Annotated in this window: 15 protein-coding genes; 5 read left to right on the forward strand and 10 right to left on the reverse strand. The window is 71.4% G+C overall.

The window, feature by feature from the left end:
• Positions 1-10: 10 nt before the first annotated feature.
• The 4 genes from ABT137_RS20555 to ABT137_RS20570 form a co-directional block, all read right to left on the reverse strand.
• The gene (locus ABT137_RS20555) at positions 11-772 is read right to left on the reverse strand and encodes a DeoR/GlpR family DNA-binding transcription regulator (protein ID WP_351710797.1); all 762 of its coding nucleotides are present in this window, start codon (positions 770-772) and stop codon (positions 11-13) included.
• Between the two features lie 154 nt (positions 773-926).
• Positions 927-1445, reverse strand: a complete 519-nt coding sequence (locus ABT137_RS20560; protein WP_351710799.1) for a hypothetical protein — start codon at positions 1443-1445, stop codon at positions 927-929.
• Between the two features lie 115 nt (positions 1446-1560).
• Complete coding sequence (locus ABT137_RS20565; RefSeq protein ID WP_351710801.1) at positions 1561-2292, reverse strand: Crp/Fnr family transcriptional regulator; 732 nt, start codon at positions 2290-2292, stop codon at positions 1561-1563.
• A 1351-nt stretch (positions 2293-3643) separates the two neighbouring features.
• Positions 3644-5218, reverse strand: coding sequence for an MFS transporter (locus ABT137_RS20570; RefSeq protein ID WP_351710803.1), 1575 nt, complete (start codon positions 5216-5218; stop codon positions 3644-3646).
• A gap of 62 nt (positions 5219-5280) precedes the next feature.
• Between ABT137_RS20570 and ABT137_RS20575 the strand changes: the two genes are divergently transcribed.
• A complete protein-coding gene (locus ABT137_RS20575; RefSeq protein ID WP_351710805.1) occupies positions 5281-6264 on the forward strand; it encodes a helix-turn-helix transcriptional regulator in 984 nt (327 codons plus the stop codon).
• A gap of 79 nt (positions 6265-6343) precedes the next feature.
• On the opposite strand, the gene ABT137_RS20580 is transcribed toward ABT137_RS20575, so the two are convergent.
• Both ABT137_RS20580 and ABT137_RS20585 read right to left on the reverse strand, forming a co-directional pair.
• Positions 6344-6937, reverse strand: a complete 594-nt coding sequence (locus tag ABT137_RS20580) for a TetR/AcrR family transcriptional regulator (protein WP_502984556.1) — start codon at positions 6935-6937, stop codon at positions 6344-6346.
• Positions 6938-7614: 677 nt separating this feature from the next.
• Positions 7615-8631 (reverse strand): sigma-70 family RNA polymerase sigma factor, encoded by a 1017-nt coding sequence (locus ABT137_RS20585; RefSeq protein WP_351710809.1) that lies wholly within the window; start codon positions 8629-8631, stop codon positions 7615-7617.
• 240 nt (positions 8632-8871) lie between these two features.
• On the opposite strand from ABT137_RS20585, the gene ABT137_RS20590 reads away from it, so the two are divergent.
• The gene (locus tag ABT137_RS20590; protein ID WP_351710811.1) at positions 8872-9390 is read left to right on the forward strand and encodes a GNAT family N-acetyltransferase; all 519 of its coding nucleotides are present in this window, start codon (positions 8872-8874) and stop codon (positions 9388-9390) included.
• Positions 9391-9409: 19 nt separating this feature from the next.
• Here the strand turns inward: ABT137_RS20590 and ABT137_RS20595 are convergent, their stop codons facing one another.
• A complete protein-coding gene (locus tag ABT137_RS20595) occupies positions 9410-10201 on the reverse strand; it encodes a dioxygenase family protein (RefSeq protein WP_351710813.1) in 792 nt (263 codons plus the stop codon).
• A 175-nt stretch (positions 10202-10376) separates the two neighbouring features.
• On the opposite strand from ABT137_RS20595, the gene ABT137_RS20600 reads away from it, so the two are divergent.
• Positions 10377-10889 (forward strand): MarR family winged helix-turn-helix transcriptional regulator, encoded by a 513-nt coding sequence (locus ABT137_RS20600; RefSeq protein WP_351710815.1) that lies wholly within the window; start codon positions 10377-10379, stop codon positions 10887-10889.
• A gap of 72 nt (positions 10890-10961) precedes the next feature.
• Here ABT137_RS20600 and ABT137_RS20605 read toward each other — a convergent pair whose 3' ends face one another.
• Both ABT137_RS20605 and ABT137_RS20610 read right to left on the reverse strand, forming a co-directional pair.
• Entirely contained in the window at positions 10962-12500 is a 1539-nt protein-coding gene (locus tag ABT137_RS20605; RefSeq protein ID WP_351710817.1) for an MFS transporter, read from the reverse strand.
• Positions 12501-12731: 231 nt separating this feature from the next.
• Positions 12732-13382, reverse strand: coding sequence for a TetR/AcrR family transcriptional regulator (locus ABT137_RS20610; protein WP_351710819.1), 651 nt, complete (start codon positions 13380-13382; stop codon positions 12732-12734).
• Between the two features lie 257 nt (positions 13383-13639).
• On the opposite strand from ABT137_RS20610, the gene ABT137_RS20615 reads away from it, so the two are divergent.
• Together ABT137_RS20615 and ABT137_RS20620 are read left to right on the forward strand one after the other, a co-directional pair.
• Positions 13640-15148 carry a M6 family metalloprotease domain-containing protein gene (locus tag ABT137_RS20615; RefSeq protein ID WP_502984553.1) on the forward strand — a complete coding sequence of 503 codons (1509 nt, stop codon included), beginning with the start codon at positions 13640-13642 and terminating at the stop codon, positions 15146-15148.
• Positions 15149-15345: 197 nt separating this feature from the next.
• Positions 15346-16929, forward strand: a complete 1584-nt coding sequence (locus tag ABT137_RS20620) for an IclR family transcriptional regulator domain-containing protein (protein ID WP_351710821.1) — start codon at positions 15346-15348, stop codon at positions 16927-16929.
• Positions 16930-17051: 122 nt separating this feature from the next.
• Here ABT137_RS20620 and ABT137_RS20625 read toward each other — a convergent pair whose 3' ends face one another.
• Positions 17052-18659: an MFS transporter gene (locus ABT137_RS20625; RefSeq protein ID WP_351710823.1), complete on the reverse strand. Its 1608-nt coding sequence runs from the start codon at positions 18657-18659 to the stop codon at positions 17052-17054.
• Positions 18660-18686: the final 27 nt, after the last annotated feature.

The raw sequence follows: 18686 nt of genomic DNA on the forward strand, positions 1-18686 counted from the left end.
CTCGTGGTGCTCATGCTCGTACTACTTCCGTGCCGCCGCGCTCGATGGCGGCGGCGTCCTCGGGGCTCAGCCCGCTGTCGGTGATCAGCAGGTCCACGTCGCCCATGTCGCCGAAGCGGGCGAAGTGCTCCTGGCCGTGCTTGGCGGAGTCGGCGAGCAGGACCACCCGGCGGGCCGCGGCGACGGCCGCCCGCTTGACCGCGGCCTCGGCGAGGTCGGGGGTGGTCAGGCCCTGGTCGGCGGAGAAGCCGTTGGCGGCGACGAAGAGGACGTCGGCCCGGATCTCGCTGTACGCGCGCAGCGCCCAGGCGTCCACGGCGGCACGCGTGTTGTGCCGTACGCGCCCGCCGACCAGGTGGAGCTGGATGCCCGGGTGGTCGGCGAGGCGGGCCGCGATGGGGAGGCTGTGCGTGACGACGGTGAGGGACGCATCCAGCGGGATGGCCGCGGCGAGGCGGGCGACCGTGGAACCGGCGTCGAGGATCAGGGTGCCCTCGCTCGGCAGTTCCGAGACGGCGGCCTTGGCGATGCGGTCCTTCTCGTCGGCCGAGGTGGACTCGCGTTCGGCGAGGTCCGGCTCGAAGTCGAGGCGTCCGGCCGGGATGGCACCGCCGTGCACCCGGCGGACGAGGCCGGCGCGGTCGAGGGCCTTCAGGTCGCGGCGGATGGTCTCCTGCGTGACCTGGAACTCCTCGGCGAGCGACACGACGTCCACCCGGCCGCCGTCACGGGCGAGCCGGAGGATCTCCTGCTGCCGCTCCGGTGCGTACATGCCCTGCGCCTCCACTCAAACGTACGTCCGACCCATGTCCGATCACGTCTGACTTATGCCCGAACTTGTGGTTTCGCGAGGAGGCTACGCCGGGATTTCCAGAAAGTAAACAGGTTCGGGCATGAGGCAGACACATACGGGCGTGGGCGCCAGGTCAGCCGTGCCTCTGAGCCGTGATCTTCTGCTCGGCGGCGATGACGGCGCGGGCCAGTTCACCCCGTGCGGCCTCCTGCCGCATGGCGCCGACAAGCTGGGCGCGATGCTCCGGGACGGTGACCCGCGCGGCCGGGCCGGGCTCCGGCAGCGCGGTCGCGACGTAGGCGTCGACCCGTTCGACGACCTCCGTCAGTTCGGGGCGGAGGGGCCCCATGTGGTCGGCGATTCCCTTGATCATGTTGCCGGTCCGGGAGATGTCCTCGAAGTCGTCGGCCCGGCAGGGCTTCTGGGCGAGGCCGCACTGGGCCCGGTAGAGGTCGGCGAGCCACTGGGCCGGCCTGTCGAGTTCGGCGTTCGCCTCGTCCCGGCCGCGGACCTTCCGCATCCAGGCGAAGACCTGCCTGTGGTGCCGGAGGGTGTACGTGCCGAGGACACCCGCGACGAGAGCGGAGACGGCGGTGAGGACGAGAGTGCCGGCACTGGTGCCGATCGCCAGCGTGGTGGTGCTGGTCATCATGCGGTGATCCGTTCAGGGGCGGAGCGTGAGCGGCGGAGGCCGGTGCGCCGGGCCGGGGACCGGCACACCGGGGTGAGCTCAGTGCCGGGCCGGGGGCCGGCACACCGGGGCGAGGTCAGTGCCGGGCGGCGAGGTGACGCAGCGCGTCGATGTCGTGGACGACGAACTGGCGGTACCGGGCCTCGACGATCCCGTGGTAGCGCAGGGTCCGGATCGCGTTCTCCGTGGTGGAGGTGGCGAGCTGGAGGGCGGCGGCGATGTCCTTCTGGCTCGGGCCGCTGATGTTGGTGCAGTCCGTCCGGGGGCCGGCGACACCGGCGGTGTCGGCGAGGTGCGCGAGCAGTCCGCTGACGCGCTCCAGGGGCGGCCTGGTGGTCATGGTGTAGACGAGTTCGTCACTGCGGTTGCGGTCCTCGAGGCTGCGCAGGAGGCCGAGCTGTATCTCGGGCCGACGGCGCAGCAGGATGTTGAAGTGGCGGGCACCGCAGGGGATGACCACGGTCCTGGTCAGGCATGTGGTGAGGACGGTGGAGCGGGGGGCGATGAGCTTGGCCTCGCCGACCAGCTGGCCGCCGCCCCGGAACCGCGTCACGCTGGGCAGGTTCTCCCCCGTACCCAGCGGGAAGCGATCCTGCCGTACGACGCCTTCCCAGATGATGTACACGTTCCGGTCGTCCGGTCCCGTCCGCAGGTGCTCGTCCCGGGCGAAGGTGCGGCTGCGCAGCTTCGCCTCCAGCAGGACGTGCCACTCCGCGGCGGACAGCCGCTGCAGGAAGCTGCCCTCGGGCTTGTCCTCGTGCCCGAGGAGAAGGTCGATCGACCGGGCGGTGTCGACGGTCGAAGGCATGGTCACTCCCCCGCGACGGCGGCCGCGGCAGCGCGCGTGCCGGCGCGGGCGCCACGAGGCGCGTGGACGTGGACACCCCGGCGCGCGCGGGCGCAGGCACTCCGACGCGCGCGGGCGCAGGCTCCCCTGGGCGCGCGAGGGTGACGGCGTGTCACAGGGAGGGTGCCGCGGGAGCCGCGGCGCGACGGCGGAGGGACGCCGTCGTCGTTGACGGTACGCACTGGCTCTGATCTCTCTTCTGTTGGTGCTCTGAAACCCCGCTGGCCTGCGGGGTTCCGGTGGTGGGTCCGGCACTTGCTCCGGCCTCCCGCTCCGGGAGGTCCGGGAGGTACGTCAGCGCCCGGGTGGTGAGGCCGGGCGGGTTGAGACAGATGAGCGAGATAAACCGTACCGCTCGCCGCAAGCGAAGAGCCAGTTGTGTTTCGGAGGGCACCACGAGGAATAGTGATCATGCCGGGAACCCCCCGGTTTCGGGGCTTTGTTACAGAAGATCACGTGCGGTCCGAGCGAGAGATCTGCTTGGTTCCGGCGTAATTCCCGACCCGGTTATCCCGGTTATCCGCACACCCCCGCAGAGGCCTGACGGAGTTCTTTCCGGTGAGCGACATATGACGCCCACTCATACCGCAGGCAAAAACGAGAGGCCCCGGGGCACCACCCCCAGGACCTCCCGGAAAGGGTCCGGACCCACCAGGGATCAGACCGGTGCCCAGTAAACACCACGGACGGCCTTTAGGTCACTCCCCACCAGCCGACAAGGAGTCCTCACCACTCGACTTGTCGGGCGAAATCCCCGGGAACGGGGAGTCTCACGGACAGTACCCCGCCCCGCACGCCCCGTCGGCACACTTCAGTCGGCCGCACGTTTTGCCCTCTTTATGCGCACCGAGCCGCGCGGGGCCCGGCCGGCGCCGAGACATGACAGCGTTATCAAGCGATTGCCATCGATCAAGAGCAAACAGATCCGGCCAACCAGTCCACACCCGGCCGGCGAGCCGATCGCACGGAAGCGAGCCCGGGAAAATCCGCCCGACAGGCCGCCCCCACCCCTCGAATTCGCCGGCCAAGGGTTCGGCAATTCTTTTCCGAGAGGCAATCCATGTCGACAGGAAATGCGGCGGGTGCGCACGGAGCGCGGATTCCCGTGCGGGAATCCGCGCTCCGCCGCCACACGCCGCCGCACACGGCGACACACCGTCGAATGTCGACTAATGAACAAGGACACTGCAGTCCGGTCTCGCCCCGCCTCTATACCCTGTCAGTTTTCTTTCAGAGCAGGCCAGTTGGGCACGTCAGGCGCTCGAAGCCGGAGTGTTCGGTACATAAGTTGTCGTTCCGGGACGAAGATCCCTCAGCCGCCCGAGGGCATCGGCTCCGGTCCGTCCGAAGCCTGCTCCGCCGCCGCCCGCCCCGGCAGCGCGAACATCAGCAGGAAGATCAGGCCCAGCACCGCGGCCACCCACCCCAGTGCTCCCTGGAAGGCGTTCACGAAGGCCGGCCCCACCCGCCCCGGCGCCGACTGGTCGTCGACGGCGCCGTAGAAGACCACCGAGACCAGGCCGAGGCCGAGCGCGTTGCCCATCTGCTGCACGGTGTTGATCAGACCGGAGGCGGAACCGGCGTGCTCGCGCGGCACCTCCGAGAGCACCGCGTCCGTCAGCGGGGCGACGATCAGGCCCATGCCCGCGCCCATCACGACCAGCGGCAGGGCCATCTGCCAGGAGGCGATGGCGAGGCCGTAGCGGTGCGACTCCCAGACGTAGAGCAGGACGCCGAGGCCCATCAGCAGGGCGCCGGCCTGGAGCACCTTGCGGCCGAAGCGCGGGACCAGTTTCTGCACGGACAGGCCGGCCGCGACCGAGACGGAGATCGAGAACGGCACCCCCGTCAGGCCGGCATGCAGCGGGCTCCAGCCGAGGCCGACCTGCATGTACAGCGTCCAGACCAGGAAGAAGATGCCGAGCGCCACGCCGAAGACGGTCTGCACGGCGATGCCGGCGGCGAAGCTCTTCACCGTGAAGAGGGACGGTTCGACGAGGGGGGAGCCGTCGCGGGCCGCCTTGCGGCGTTCGTGTGCGGCGAGCACGGCGAAGACGACGAGCGCGCCGGCCATCGACGCGTACCCCCACAGCGGCCAGCCCAGCTCACGGCCGCGGGTCAGCGGGTAGAGCAGCATCAACAGGCCGAGGGTGACCAGGGCGACGCCGACGAGGTCCAGCCGCAGCGCGCGCGGGGCCTTGGATTCGCTGATGTAACGGCGGCCGAGGAGGAGGGCGGCGATGCCGACCGGGAGGTTGATCAGGAAGATCGGGCGCCATTCGAGGCCGAGGATGTTCCACTCGGTGAGGAGCGCGCCGAGCAGCGGGCCGGAGACCGCGCCCAGGCCGACGATCGCGCCGAACAGGCCGAAGACCTTGCCGCGTTCGTGGGCCGGGAAGGTGGCGTGCACGATCGACAGGACCTGCGGGACCATCATCGCGGCCATGCCGCCCTGCAGGATGCGGGAGGCGACCAGCATCTCCGGGTTCGCGGCGAAGCCGCAGAGGGCCGAGGCGAGGGTGAATCCTGCGACGCCGACCAGGAACAGCCGTTTGCGACCGTGTATGTCGCCGAGACGACCGCCGGTGATCAGGCCGGCGGCGAAGGCGAGCGCGTAGCCGGCGGTTATCCACTGGATCTGGCTGAAGGAGGCACCGGCGTCCCGCTGGATGGAGGGGATGGCGATGTTGACGATCGTGACGTCGACGAGGTCCATGAAGGCCGCGGTCATGACGATGGCCAGGGCCAGCCAGCGGGTTCGGTCGGGTGTTGGTTCGGAGAGCGCCGTGGGGGTGGGTGTGGTGTGCCGGGTGGCGGTCGTGTGTGGCTGGTCGCGCAGTTCCCCGCGCCCCTTCAGGGCGTCGATGTCGACGTCAGTGGAAGTCATGCCGTCAATCTAGGAGCCCATTAGGCCGGATCTTGTCCTAGTTCTACGGCATCCTCTGACACATGACGACAGACACTCCGGCCCGGCTCCTCCAGTTGCTGTCTCTTCTCCAGACGCCCCGCGAGTGGCCCGGCGGTGAGCTCGCCGGCCGGCTCGGGGTGTCCCGGCGTACCGTGCGGCGGGACATCGACCGGCTGCGGGAGCTGGGGTATCCCGTGGAGGCCAGCAAGGGGGCCGACGGGGGGTACCGGCTGGTCGCCGGGAAGGCGATGCCGCCGTTGCTGCTCGACGACGAGGAGGCCGTCGCCATCGCGGTCGGGCTGCGGGCCGGGGCGGGGCATGCCGTGGCAGGGGTGGACGAGGCGTCGGTGCGGGCGCTGGCGAAGCTGGAGCAGGTGCTGCCGGCCCGGCTGCGGCACCGGGTGACCACGCTCCAGGCCGCGACCACACCGCTGACCAGTGGGGACGGGGCGAGTATCGCGCCCGAGACGCTGACCGTGATGGCGTCGGCGGTCGCCGGGCGGGAGCGGTTGCGGTTCGCGTACCGGGCGGCGGACGGGAGTGAGACGCGGCGGCAGGCGGAGCCGTACCGGCTGGTGTCGACGGGGCGGCGGTGGTACCTCGTGGCGTACGACGTCGATCGCGACGACTGGCGGACGTTCCGGGTCGACCGGGTGAGCGAGCCGTTCGCCACCGGCGCGCGGTTCGCGCCGCGGGAGATGCCGACGGGGAGTGCGGCGGAGTACCTGCGGCGGTCCATCCAACGGCAGCAGGAGACGTACGGGTTCGCTGTCGCCTTCGCGGGGTCGGTGGCGGAGGTGGGGGCCCGGCTGCCGAGGTGGCTGGGGACGCCGGTGGAGGAGGAAGGGGGCGGCGGCTGGTGTGTGGTGCGGGGGGACACCGGGGACCCGGTGGAGTGGCTGGCGGTGCGGTTGGCGATGGTGGGGTGTGAGTTCGAGGTACGGGAGCCTGCGGAACTGGCGGCGTGTGCGCGGGAGTTGGGGGGCCGGTTGAGTCGGGCTGGGGCGGGTGAGGAGTGCGGGTGAGTGGGGGCTGGGGGCGGGGGGTCGCTTACGGCGCCGGCACGGTGCCGCTGCGCCCACCCGTGCCAGCTCGGCGCAGCGACTACGCGCTCGGTCCCTCCCACGCGAACCCCCGTAGCGCCGCCAGGTTCTGGAGGGCCAGGGCTGCCGGGCCCTCCGGTCCCGTGGGGGCGGCTGTGCCCGCCGCCCAGGACTCGACCGCCACTCTCACCGCCGCGCCGGCCACCGCCGCGGCGAAGCGGAGGTGGGCGGCTGGAGCAACGTTGTCGACGGCGGCGGACGTGCGTTCCGCCAGGATCGACACCAGGAGCCGGTCCGAGGACTGGCACATCTCCGCCCACACCTTGCGCAGGGCCGGGCTCGTGTCGGCCAGGTGGATCAGGGTGCGGACCCATTCCCAGGAGGCCGCGGAGACCCCGACGCCGGGGGTCAGGGTGTGGTGGACGGCGTGTTCGAGGGCCTCGGGGACGGAGAGGGCCGCGGGGGCCGACCGAACCGCCTCCGCCCAGCGGCGGGCACCCGCCGCGTAGAGCGGGGCTACCGCCTCCTCCTTCGTGGCGAAGTAACGGTAGAACGTGCGGGGCGCGATGCCCGCGGCCTGTGCGATGTCCTCGGCGCGCGTGGCCCGCAGGCCCCGCCGTACGAAGAGGCCCGCGGCCGCCCGGGCGATCTCCATGCGGGTCTCCGCCTTGCGCCGTTCCGTGAGGGAGAGGTGGGCGGGATCCTGCGTGGGGGTGTCGCCGGTGGTGCTGGGGGTGCTCACCTCGGCAGGCTATGCCCATGTGGCAGAATCTGCCATCCGGTGGTTCACCCCGTGGTTCAGGTACGGGGTGAACCACCGTTTCAGCATGCCCGGCAGCAGCGGATCCGGGCAAACGCGACCGGCTGCTCCAGCGGTCGGCCCCTGCGGGGAGCCGCACGGACAGACCCCGGGGAGCCCGCGAGGAGTCCGCGGGGAGTCCCGTGCAGAGGTGAGCCGGGCTCCGGCACCCGGGGGGGATGGGCGCCGGAGCCCGGCTCTGGGAGAGTCCCGGCGCCGGGGGGATGGTGCGTCGGGACGTGGCTTGTGGACACCGTGGGCGTCAGGGGTGCCGTGGCCCGCCGGCGGCCGGCGCCCCGTCAGGAGCCGTCGGCCCCGCGGGGAGTGGTCCGCCCTGGACCTCAACTCCCCGGCCCTGGATGGTTGTTCCCTACACGCGGAGCCCTGAAGCGGCGGTACCGCGCCATGTTTGCGCCGTCTTTCGCCACCCGGCGCACGCGCCCGGCGTGAGTGGAGTCCCGCGCGCACCGGTCACACGCGCACCGGTCACGCGAGCCCCACTCGTGCGAACCCCCTGCTCCCGCGCAACCCCCTTACGCCGCCGGCTCGAACCCGGTGGAGCGGGCCAGCTTCTTCAGTTCGAGCAGCGCGTGCTTCTCGATCTGGCGGATGCGCTCACGGGTCAGGCCGTGTTCCTTGCCGACCTCGGTCAGCGTGCGCTCGCGGCCGTCCTCGATGCCGTACCGCATCTTGATGATCGAGGCCGTGCGCTGGTCCAGGCGGCCGATCAGGTCGTCCAGTTCCTCGCTGCGCAGGAGGGTCAGGACGGACTGCTCGGGGCTGACCGCCGACGTGTCCTCCAGGAGGTCGCCGAACTGGGTGTCGCCGTCGTCGTCCACCGACATGTTCAGCGAGACCGGGTCACGGGCCCAGTCCAGCACGTCCACCACACGCTCCGGGGTGGAGCCGAGTTCGGCGGCGATCTCGGCGGGCTCCGGCTCGCGGCCGTTCTCCCGGTTGAACTCGCGCTGGACGCGGCGGATCCGGCCGAGCTCCTCCACCAGGTGGACGGGGAGCCGGATGGTCCGGGACTGGTCGGCGATGGAACGAGTGATCGCCTGGCGGATCCACCAGGTGGCGTACGTCGAGAACTTGAAGCCCTTGCGGTAGTCGAACTTCTCGACGGCGCGCACCAGACCGGCGTTGCCCTCCTGGATCAGGTCGAGGAGGGGCAGACCGCTGCGCGGGTAGCGCCGGGCGACGGCCACGACCAGGCGGAGGTTGGAGCGGATGAAGACGTCCTTCGCCCGCTCACCGGCGGCGACGAGCGCCTCCAGCTCCTCACGGGTGGCGTCCGACGCGGACTCCTCCTCGCCGTCGAGGACCTGCTGCGCGAACACACCCGCCTCTATGGTCTGGGACAGCTCGACTTCCTTGGCGGCGTCGAGGAGCGGTGTGCGCGCGATCTCGTCGAGGTACATGCCGACCAGATCGCGGTCGGCGATCTCGGCGCCGTGGCCGCGAACGCCACGGGCGCGAACACTGGTTGCCGAGTCGGCCGTCTCGCCGGTGGCGGCGGACTGACGACGGGCGACGGCACGGGTTGCCATGCGTGCTCCCTTTGCGATGGTGGGCGGGCGGGGTGGTCCTGTCGGTTCTTCTCGGTCCTTCAGCAAATGCTCGGCGCTCGGACTCCAGCGCTGCGGAACTCCACTTCTGGAACTCCTCGGACTGTCGTCGAGTGCCCGGCATCTGGTGGAAACAACGACTGGAATCCGGACAGAATTCCCATGCCACCCCCCGAACTTTCTGATCATGCAGTACCCTGTGCGACCACGTGGGGAGGTCCGGTGCCGTCGGAACGTACAGAGGTGCAGGTCAGACCGGGAGTCGAGGGGGACCTCGAAGCCCTCACGGAGATCTACAATCACTACGTTCGTGAGACGTCCATCACATTCGACACGGTGGCCTTCACGCCGGAAGAGCGTCGTCCGTGGCTGCTCTCCCACCCGGAAGACGGCCCGTACCGCCTGATGGTTGCCACGTCAGCGGACTCACAGGAGATTCTCGGGTACGCCACATCCAGCCCCTACCGAGCGAAACCGGCCTACGCGACCTCCGTGGAGACCACGGTGTACGTCGCGCCCGACGCCGGCGGACGCGGTGTCGGCACACTCCTCTACAAGACCCTCTTCGAGGCGCTCGCGGGCGAGGACCTGCACCGCGCCTACGCGGGCATCGCGCAGCCGAACGAGGCGTCCACCCGGCTGCACGAGCGCTTCGGCTTCCGGTACGTCGGCACGCACCGCGAGGTGGGCCGCAAGTTCGGCCGCTACTGGGACGTGGCCTGGTACGAGAAGCACCTCTGACCGGGCCCTCCCGCTGCGGTCACCCGAACTGCACGGACCGCTTCGCCATTCCCATCCAGAACCCGTCGATCACCGACTTCTGCGCGTCCAGCTCGCCGCCCGCCTCCGCCGCGCCCATGGTGACGAAGAGCGGGGCGAAGTGCTCGGTGCGCGGATGGGCGTAGCGGCCGGCCGGGGCCTTGTCGAGGAAGTCGAGGAGGGCGTCCCAGTCACGCTCCTCCAGCGCCCGGTGTCCCCAGTCGTCGAACTCGGAGGACCAGGACGGCACCCCCTGGCCGGCGTACCGCAGCGCGGCCAGGTTGTGGGTGAAGAAGCCGGAGCCGACGATCAGCACGCCCTCGTCGCGCAGCGGGGCGAGCCGGCGGCCGATCTCCATCAGGCGGACCGGGTCGAGGGTGGGCATGGAGATCTGCAGGACGGGGATGTCCGCGGCCGGGAACATCTCCACCAGGGGCACGTAGGCGCCGTGGTCGAGACCGCGGTCCGGGATGTCCTGGACGGGGGTGCCGGGGGCGCGCAGCAGCTTGCGTACGGACTCGGCGAGCTCGGGCGCGCCGGGGGCCGCGTACCGCACCTGGTAGTAGTGCTCCGGGAAGCCCCAGAAGTCGTAGACGAGGGGGACGGTCCGCACGGCACCGAGGGCGAGCGGGGCCTCCTCCCAGTGGGCGGAGACCATCAGGATCGCCTTGGGGCGGGCGAGGCCGGCGCTCCAGGCGGCGAGTTCGCCGGGCCAGACGGGGTCGTCGGCGAGCGGCGGCGCGCCGTGGCTCAGGTAGAGGGCGGGCATGCGCTCCGGTGCGGCGGCGGACATGGCGGCGGCTCCCTCCGGGTGCCGGGCTGCCTTCCCGGCCCCCATCCTTCGACTCTCCACGCTACGACTGCTGTTTCGACTCTCAAGCTTGCTGTTTTAACTCTCAAGCTTTCTGTGTATCACCTTACGCGCCACTTGTTTAAGTTTCAAGGAGGGGGCTCGTACAGTGGGACACATGAATACGGCATCCGGATCCGCCACCACGCAGAGCCGCTGGCTCACCGACCACGAACAGCGCGTCTGGCGCTCGTACCTGCACGCCACGACCCTGCTGGAGGACCATCTGGACCGTCAGCTCCAGCGTGACGCGGGGATGCCGCACATCTACTACGGCCTGCTCGTCGGGCTCGCCGAGGCGCCCGGGCGGCGGCTGCGGATGACCGAGCTGGCGATGAAGGCCAAGATCACCCGGTCCCGGCTCTCGCACGCCATCGCCCGCCTGGAGAAGAACGGCTGGGTACGGCGGGAGGACTGTCCCTCCGACAAGCGGGGCCAGTTCGCCGTCCTGACCGACGAGGGCACCGAGGTGCTGCGGCGCACCGCGCCGGGCCATGTGACCGCCGTACGGCAGGCGTTGTTCGAGCGGCTGACGCCGGAACAGCAGCAGGCCCTCGGCGAGATCATGCAGATCGTCGCCGAGGGCCTGCAGCCCAACGAAGCGGGCGCGGACCTGCCCTGGCTCCGCTGAGGAGCTCGGGGACAGGTCCGCGTGCGGGTACCCCTAGGTCGGCCGACCGGTCGGTGCCGGTCGCTCAGAGGCTCAGTGGGCGACCACCGGGATCGCCACCTCGTCCTCCGCGCCCTCGCCGGAGACCACCGGCGTGGTTTCCGGCTTGCCGGCGTTGACGAGGCTCACCACGATCACCGCGGCCAGCACCAGCATGCCGACGGCGACCCAGATCGCGTTGGCGTAGCCGTGCACCGCGCCCTCCATCTGGACCAGCTGCTGCTGGGACTTGGAGGTGGCGGTCGCGATGTGGTCCTTGATGTACGACGTCGTCGCGGACGCGGCGATCGTGTTCAGCAGGGCCGTACCGATGGCGCCGCCCACCTGCTGCGAGGTGTTGACCATCGCGGAGGCGACACCGGCGTCCCGGGGCTCGACGCCGAGCGTGGCCAGGGACATGGCCGGCATGAACGCCGTACCCATGCCGAGACCGAGCAGCACCATCGCGGGCAGGATCGTCGAGGCGTACGACGAGCCGATCTCGATCTGGGTCATGACCAGCATGCCGGCCGCGGCGACCAGGAAGCCGGGGCCCATCAGCGCCCGGGCCGGGACCCGGGTCATCAGACGGGTGCCGATCTGGGTGGAGCCGACCATCATGCCCGCGATCATCGGCAGGAAGGCGAAGCCGGTCTTGATCGGCGAGAAGCCCTTGATGACCTGGAGGTAGTAGGTCAGGAAGAGGAAGGTGCCGAACATCGCGATGATCGCGACGCCGAGGGAGAGGTAGATACCGCCGCGGTTGCGGTCGAGGACCACGCGCAGCGGCAGCAGCGGGGCCTTGACCCGGGTCTCGGTGAGGACGAACGCGATCAGCAGGACCGCGGAGGCGACGAACAGGCCGACGGTGGTGGCGTCGCCCCAGCCGTCGGACTCGGCGCGGGTGAAGCCGTACACGAGCGAGACCAGGCCCAGGGTGGACAGGAGCACGCCGGGGATGTCGAGCGGGTTGCGGTTGCGGCCGCCCTCCGGCTCACGGATGACGAAGTACGCGCCGAGCGCCGCGACGATGGCGAACGGGATGTTCACGAAGAACGTCCAGCGCCAGTCCAGGTACTCGGTGAGCACACCGCCGAGGATGAAGCCGACGGCGCCGCCGCCACCGGCGATCGCACCGTAGATGCCGAAGGCCTTGGCACGCTCCTTGGCGTCCGTGAACATCACGGCGAGCAGGGAGAGTGCGGCCGGGGCGAGCATGGCGCCGAAGACGCCCTGGAGGGCACGGGCGCCGAACATCATCGCGCCGCTGGTCGCGGCGCCGCCGAGCGCGGAGGCGGCGGCGAAGCCGGTCAGGCCTATGACGAAGGCCCGCTTGCGGCCCCACAGGTCGGCGATCCGGCCGCCGAAGAGGAGGAGACCGCCGAAGGCGAGGGCGTAGGCCGTGACGACCCACTGCCGGTTGCCGTCGGAGATGCCCAGGTCGGCCTGGGCGGAGGGCAGCGCGATGTTCACGATGGTGGCGTCGAGGACGACCATCAGCTGGGCGAGCGCGATGAAGACGAGCGCTTTCCAGCGGTTGGCATCACCGGACTGCGCCGGTGCGCCGGGAGCCTTGGCGGCTGTTTCAGACATGGGGGTACCCACTTCGTGACTTCGTGACGGAAAGTCGATGGTCGTGACACGACGTCCGGCTCTGTGTGACGGACGTCAGTGGTGCGTGACGGAAAAAGGGATCGGTGAAGCGCAGACGGTGTTGTGGTCGGTGCGGAACATCGGTGCGAAACAAGGGCCGTGTGAGGTGAGACCGCTGTCCGGTCCGTAACTGATCGGCCCCTGCGGGACTGTGCTGTCGCTCTCGGTCGTTCAGGCCTGGCGCAGGTCCTCCATGGTCACGGCCGTGCCCGGCAGGGCGGAGCGGGCCGGAGCCCGCAACCCGTCCAGGAACAGCTGCAGATGACGGTGGACGAAGCGGTCGCCGACCAGACAGTCGGTACCGAACGGCGGCCGGCTGAGCTGGGCCACGGCGATCATCACATCGCCGACGCCCACGTCCGGACGGAGCTGCCCGGCCGCCTTGGCGCGGTCCATGAGCTGCCCGATGAGCTGCTCGCACCGCTGACGCGCCGCTTCCAGGTCGGGGTGGTTCTGGTCGAAGGTGCTGGAGACCATCGGGCACAGCGCGCTGACCCGCTCGTCGGCGGAGATGTGCACGAAGCGCTCCAGCGCCTCGAAGGCGTCCCCCGTCTCCGCGAGCGCCAGCTCGGCCGCCTCCGACGTCCGGTCCATCACGGAGCAGACGACCTCACGGACGAGCGCGTCGCGGTCGGGGAAGTTGCGGTACACCGTGGCGTTGCCGACGCCGGCCCGGCGGGCGATGTCGTCGAGCGGCACGTCGGGGCCGTACTCGGTGAACATCTCGCGGGCGGCGGTGACGATCCGCTCCCGGTTGCGCAGGGCGTCGGCGCGGGGCCGGGGTGCCTTGCGCACGGCGGGGAAGGCGGTCGCGGTCTGCACGGCGTACTCCTGGTCTGTTGGTTTCCACGATCCGGGGAGGCGTTCCCCGTTTCGCGCGGACACAGGTCTAAACGGGGAGACGGTCCCCGGTTATTTCCACACCCTCTCCGAATTTCACGTGACCTGAGTCACACCGCCCCGCTTCGGTGAATCCCACGATCGGCCCCTCCAGCGCGCGCCCGCCGCCCCGCCGACACAGGGTGATCCAAAGGGTGCAGCCGGAGACCGGCGGCTGCCGTGGCGCGAAAGGTCCGTGCATGCAGCCGCAGCCCAGCCGCCGTATACCCGCCCGCCTGCGGATACCCGCTCGCCTTCGTAAACCCACGGACCTCACGAGCCCTACAGACCTCACAAGCCTCACAGAGACAGGCCTCACGGACCGCACCGACCTCACGAACCGCCGTACCTCCCCGCCCCGCCGTACCTCGCCGCGCCGCCGTACGCCGTCGTCCCGCCGCTCGGCGCCGGCCCGCGGTGGCGGTCGCGCGATACGGCCGGGCCGCCGCATACGCCCCCGCCGTGCGGTCTGCCTCGCCGCCGTGGCCGCGCTGATCCTCGCGGTCGGCACCTCGGCGGGCACCGGGCACCTCACGCCGGCCCCCGCACCGGCCGGCGCCGGCCCGATCGCGCTGGCCCGCAACTCCGTGTACGGCCCCTGCATGATCAGCGGCGGCCACGACATCCAGATGACCGAGGGCGTCCCCACTCCCGGCGGCTACTCCCGCTCCACCGGCACCGTGCACGCCCTCACCCTGATGGTCGACTTCCCCGACGCGCCCGGCCAGGGCAGCGCGCTCGACCGCTACCACGAGTTCTTCCCGCAGACCCAGGACTGGTTCCGCACCGCCTCCTACGGCAAGCTCGACTACCGGCCCGCCGCCCCGATCGACCACTGGCTGAGGATGCCGAAGCCGTTCAGCGCGTACGGCATAGAGCGCGGCGCTCCCTTCGACCCCGGCTACCGGCAACTGGTGCAGGACATCGTGGCCGCCGCCGACCCGGACGTGGACTTCCGGTCGTACGACCTCCTGAACGTCCTGGTCACCCCGAACGCCGGCCCCTCCGCCCTGGACACCGTGCTGTCGGTGACGTTCGCCGGCAACGGCGACGCCCCGGTCGCCGACGGCACACCGGTCGCCAACGCCTCCTTCGTCTACTCCCGCCAGGACGACGGCTCCGGCTCCTACGCCCACACCGGCTACCGGGTCCTCCCCCACGAGAACGGCCACGTCTTCGGCCTGCCCGACCTCTACACCCAGGAGGGCGGGGGCGCGGTCGGGCACTGGGACATCATGAGCGAGGACTGGGGCTCCGACAACGACCTCCTCGCCTGGCACAAGTGGAAGCTGGGCTGGCTGGACCCCGACCAGGTCAGCTGCGCGGCGGCCCGCGGCGGCACCGAGTACACGCTGACCCCCCTCTCCCGCCCCGGCGGCCGGAAACTGATCTTCGTCCCCGTGGACGCCCGCACCGGCTACGCCCTGGAGGTCCGCACCACGGGCGGCAACGACGAGGAGGTCTGCCGCCCCGGGGTCCTCATCTACAAGGTGGACGCGAACGTCGACACCGGCCGCGGACCGATCAAGGTGTACGACGCCCACCGCGACACCGGCGGCTGCACCCGCAGCCCCAACGTCCAGGCGGAACTCTCCGACGCCGCGTTCGGGCCGGGCGAGAGCTTCAAGGACCCCGCGCACAGGATCGAGGTGCTGGTGACGGGGGTGGACGGGGACGGGAACTACCGGGTGCGGGTGACGCGGGGGTAGGGGGGCGGTGGCGGGGTGATGGGGGGTGGGGTGATGGGTGATGCGGGGTGGGGTGATGGGGGTGGGGCAGCGGCTTCGGGCGGGGTTGCAGGACCCGGCGCTGGCCAGGTGGGGCACGGTTTACGGTAGGCGTGCGCTGCTCGGATCGCAGAGATCGCCGAGATCGCGGAAACCGTCGTATCGGAGCCGGAGAGTAGATGACCGCCCCCTTGCCCTCCTCCCCCGTGGCGCACGAGCCGCCCGCCGAGGCGGTGACGCCGTTGATCCGGGGCGTGGCAGTGCTGGAGGCGCTGACCGAGGCGGGCGGGACGTTGAGCGCGAGCGCGCTGGAACGGCGTACCGGACTCGCCCGCTCCACGGTGGACCGGATCACCGCGACCCTCGCCCGCATGGGTTACGTCCGCCCGGACGGCCGGGACGCGGTGCTCACCCCCCGGGTGATGGAGCTGGGCAACGCCTACCTGGCCGCCCTGCGCCTGCCCGCGCTGCTGGACGGACACGCGGACGCCCTCGCCGACGAACTGGACGAGTCGGTGTCCCTCGCGGTCGCCGACCGGGACGGCATCCGGTTCATCCACCAGGCGACCCGGCGCCGCGCGATGTCCGTCAGCTTCCGCATCGGCGACCTGCTGCCGGCCGAACGCACCGCCCCCGGCCCGCTGTTCGCGGCCGAGTGGACGGAGCGGGAGTGGGCGGCCTGGCGGGCGAGGCGCGCCGCGGACCCGACGGACGCGGGCTTCCCCGCCGTACCGCCCCGGAGCCCGGCCGCCGCCGACGACTTCGAGGCGCGGACCGCGGAGACCCGGCACAGCGGCTGGGCCCTGGACGACCAGCTGGTCGAACCGGGCCTGGTCGCGGTGTCCGTCCCGGTGCGCGACCCGGGCACCGGACGGGTCGCGTGCGTGGCGAGCGTCGTCAGCCACACCAGCCGCCACACGGCGGCGGACCTGCGCGAGACCCTGCTCCCCCGGCTGCGTACGGCGGTGACGGCGATGGAGGCGGAGCTGCGCGAGGCCGGGGCCCGGCCCGCGGAGCCGGGACCGCCGCCGTCCGGCCTCGCCGTCTGGACCACCGCCTCGAAGCACGAACTCGGCCGCGACTTCGTGGAATCACTGGCCCGGGGCCTGACGGTGCTCACCGCCTTCGGCGAGGGCCGTTCGGCGCTGACCCTGACCGACGTGGCGAGGGCGACGGGCCTGGCCCGGGCGACGGCCCGGCGGGCCCTGATCACGTACGAGCACCTGGGCCTGGTGACCGCCGTCGGCCGCGAGTTCGCCCTCACCCCCCGGGTGCTGTCCCTGGGTTACCCCCCGCTGTCCCGCACCACCTTCTCCCGCCTCACGGCCCCCCGGCTGCGCGCCCTCGCGGACCGGCTCGACGAGCCGACGGCGCTGGCGGTCCTGGTCCCGGGGACCGATCCGGCGGAGATCCAGTACGTCGCGGTGGCGGCCGCGAGCCGGGTCCTGACGGTGGACATCACCGTGGGCACCCGCCTGCCGGCGAGCCGTACGGCGCTGGGCCGGGCCCTGCTGGGTCTCGCCGGGCCGGGCGGGTACGCCCTGGCGGACGAGGAGCTGGAGTCGGGCCTGCGCTCGATCGCGGTACCGGTACGGGACCGGGCGGGCCGCCCGGTCGCGGCCCTGAACGTGGCCACCCACGCGGCCCGCCGCACCCTGGCGGAATGCGTGAGTGACGTGCTGCCCGCCCTGCACGCCACGGCGGCCCAGGTCCAGGACGACCTCCACATCGCGTCCCGCTTCACGCACGTCCCGCTCTCCTGAGCCGCCTGGCACCTGACGCCTGAGCCGCCTGAGGCCTGAGCCGCCTGGCACCTGGCGCCTGAGCGGCCTGAGGCTCCGCCGCCCGGTCCGCCGGTCCGCCGGTCCGCCCGGGGGTGTGCGGCTCAGGCGACGCCCGCCCGCTCCTTCTCCTGCGGTTCGGCGTTCTGCTCGGCCCCGGCCTCGCCCCGGAGTCCGGGCAGCACGGCAAGGACGACCATCGTCCCGGCGGCCATGATGATCCCGCCGATCAGGCTGGTCTGGGCGACGCCGTGGGCGAAGGCCTCGTGGACGGCGTCGAGCAGCGCCTGGGCCTGCTGCGGCCCGCCGGCGGTCGGGTTCTTCGCGACCTGCTCGGCGACCGCGATCCCGCCGCCGACCGAGTCCTTGGCGGTGTCCAGCGCGGCGGCCGGGAGGTGGCCGCCGACCAGGCCGGTCAGCTTGTCGCGGTAGGCGGTACCGAGCAGCGAGCCGAGGATCGCGATGCCGAGCGAGCCGCCGAGTTCGAGGGCGGTGTCGTTGGCGCCGCCGCCCACCCCCAGCTCCGACTCGGGGAAGGAGCCCATGATGGTGTCGGTCGCCGGAGAGACGCTGAGGCCGATCGCGAAGCCGAGCATCATCATCGTCGGCAGGAAGTCGGTGTAGACCGAGCCCTTGTCGATCCGGGTGAGCAGGAAGACGGCCACGGTGCCGATCGCCATGCCGGCCACCACCATCGGCTTCATGCCCAGCTTCGGGGTGAGCCGCCCGGTGATCGCGGCGCCGGCGAAGACGGCCCCGGCCAGCGGCAGCAGCCGTACGCCGGTCTCCAGCGCTGTGTAGCCGAGGACGAACTGCAGGAACTGGGTGGCGTAGTAGATCGCGCCGAACGTGCCGAAGAAGAAGAACAGCACCGCGAGCATCGAGCCCGAGAACGGCCGCTGAGCGAACTTGCGGACGTTCAGCATGGGGTGCGGGTGCCGCAGCTCCCAGGCGACGAACGCCACCAGGCCGGCCCCGGCGACGACGGCCGCGGTGACCGGGCCCCTGCCCCAGCCGAAGTGCGGCCCCTCGATGGTCGCGTAGACCAGGCTGCCCACCGACACGATCGACAGCAGCCCGCCGACGTAGTCGATGCGGCCGAGCTTCTCCGCCCTGGACGGCGGCACCAGCGCGAGGGCGCCGAAGACGGCGACGACGGCGATCGGGACGTTGATGAGGAACGTCGATCCCCATGCGTGCCCCTCCAGCAGCCACCCGGCGACCAGCGGGCCCACCGCGATGGCCAGCCCGGACGTCGCGGTCCACGCGGTGATGGCCTTGGCCCGCTCACGCCTCGGGAAGATCGCCACGAGCAGCGACAGCGTGGCCGGCATGACGACCGCAGCCCCCACGCCCATGATCGCCCGGGCGGTGATGACCAGATCGGTGTGGTGCACCTGACTGCCCATGACCGAGCCACCGGCGAAGACCAGCAGACCCAGGATCAGGGCGCCGCGACGGCTGTACTTGTCGCCGATCGAGCCGAGCACCAGCATCAGCGCGGCGTAGGGGACGGTGTACCCGTCGATCACCCACTGCAGATCACTGCTGCTCAGCCCCAGGTCCGTGGTCATGTCCGGCGCCGCCACGATCAGCGACGTGTTCGCCATGACGACGATCAGCAGGCTCAGGCAGAGCACGATCAGGGCCCACCAGCGCCGTGGATACGGCTCGCTCATCTTCTCGACGGGGGTGTTGGCAAGAAACGGCACGGGAGTCCCCCAGGGGACGTGGGGGGG

This window comes from Streptomyces sp. NPDC001980, from assembly GCF_040296885.1.
In the GTDB taxonomy this organism is placed as follows: domain Bacteria; phylum Actinomycetota; class Actinomycetes; order Streptomycetales; family Streptomycetaceae; genus Streptomyces.

Excerpts from the sequence above, each read along its gene's own strand:
- ABT137_RS20555 (WP_351710797.1), bottom strand. The coding sequence starts at position 772 with ATGTACGCACCGGAGCGGCAGCAGGAGATCCTCCGGCTCGCCCGTGAC.
- ABT137_RS20560 (WP_351710799.1), bottom strand. The coding sequence starts at position 1,445 with ATGATGACCAGCACCACCACGCTGGCGATCGGCACCAGTGCCGGCACT.
- ABT137_RS20565 (WP_351710801.1), bottom strand. The coding sequence starts at position 2,292 with ATGCCTTCGACCGTCGACACCGCCCGGTCGATCGACCTTCTCCTCGGG.
- ABT137_RS20570 (WP_351710803.1), bottom strand. The coding sequence starts at position 5,218 with ATGACTTCCACTGACGTCGACATCGACGCCCTGAAGGGGCGCGGGGAA.
- ABT137_RS20575 (WP_351710805.1), top strand. The coding sequence starts at position 5,281 with ATGACGACAGACACTCCGGCCCGGCTCCTCCAGTTGCTGTCTCTTCTC.
- ABT137_RS20580 (WP_502984556.1), bottom strand. The coding sequence starts at position 6,937 with ATGGAGATCGCCCGGGCGGCCGCGGGCCTCTTCGTACGGCGGGGCCTG.
- ABT137_RS20585 (WP_351710809.1), bottom strand. The coding sequence starts at position 8,631 with ATGGCAACCCGTGCCGTCGCCCGTCGTCAGTCCGCCGCCACCGGCGAG.
- ABT137_RS20595 (WP_351710813.1), bottom strand. The coding sequence starts at position 10,201 with ATGTCCGCCGCCGCACCGGAGCGCATGCCCGCCCTCTACCTGAGCCAC.
- ABT137_RS20600 (WP_351710815.1), top strand. The coding sequence starts at position 10,377 with ATGAATACGGCATCCGGATCCGCCACCACGCAGAGCCGCTGGCTCACC.
- ABT137_RS20605 (WP_351710817.1), bottom strand. The coding sequence starts at position 12,500 with ATGTCTGAAACAGCCGCCAAGGCTCCCGGCGCACCGGCGCAGTCCGGT.
- ABT137_RS20615 (WP_502984553.1), top strand. The coding sequence starts at position 13,640 with ATGCAGCCGCAGCCCAGCCGCCGTATACCCGCCCGCCTGCGGATACCC.
- ABT137_RS20620 (WP_351710821.1), top strand. The coding sequence starts at position 15,346 with ATGACCGCCCCCTTGCCCTCCTCCCCCGTGGCGCACGAGCCGCCCGCC.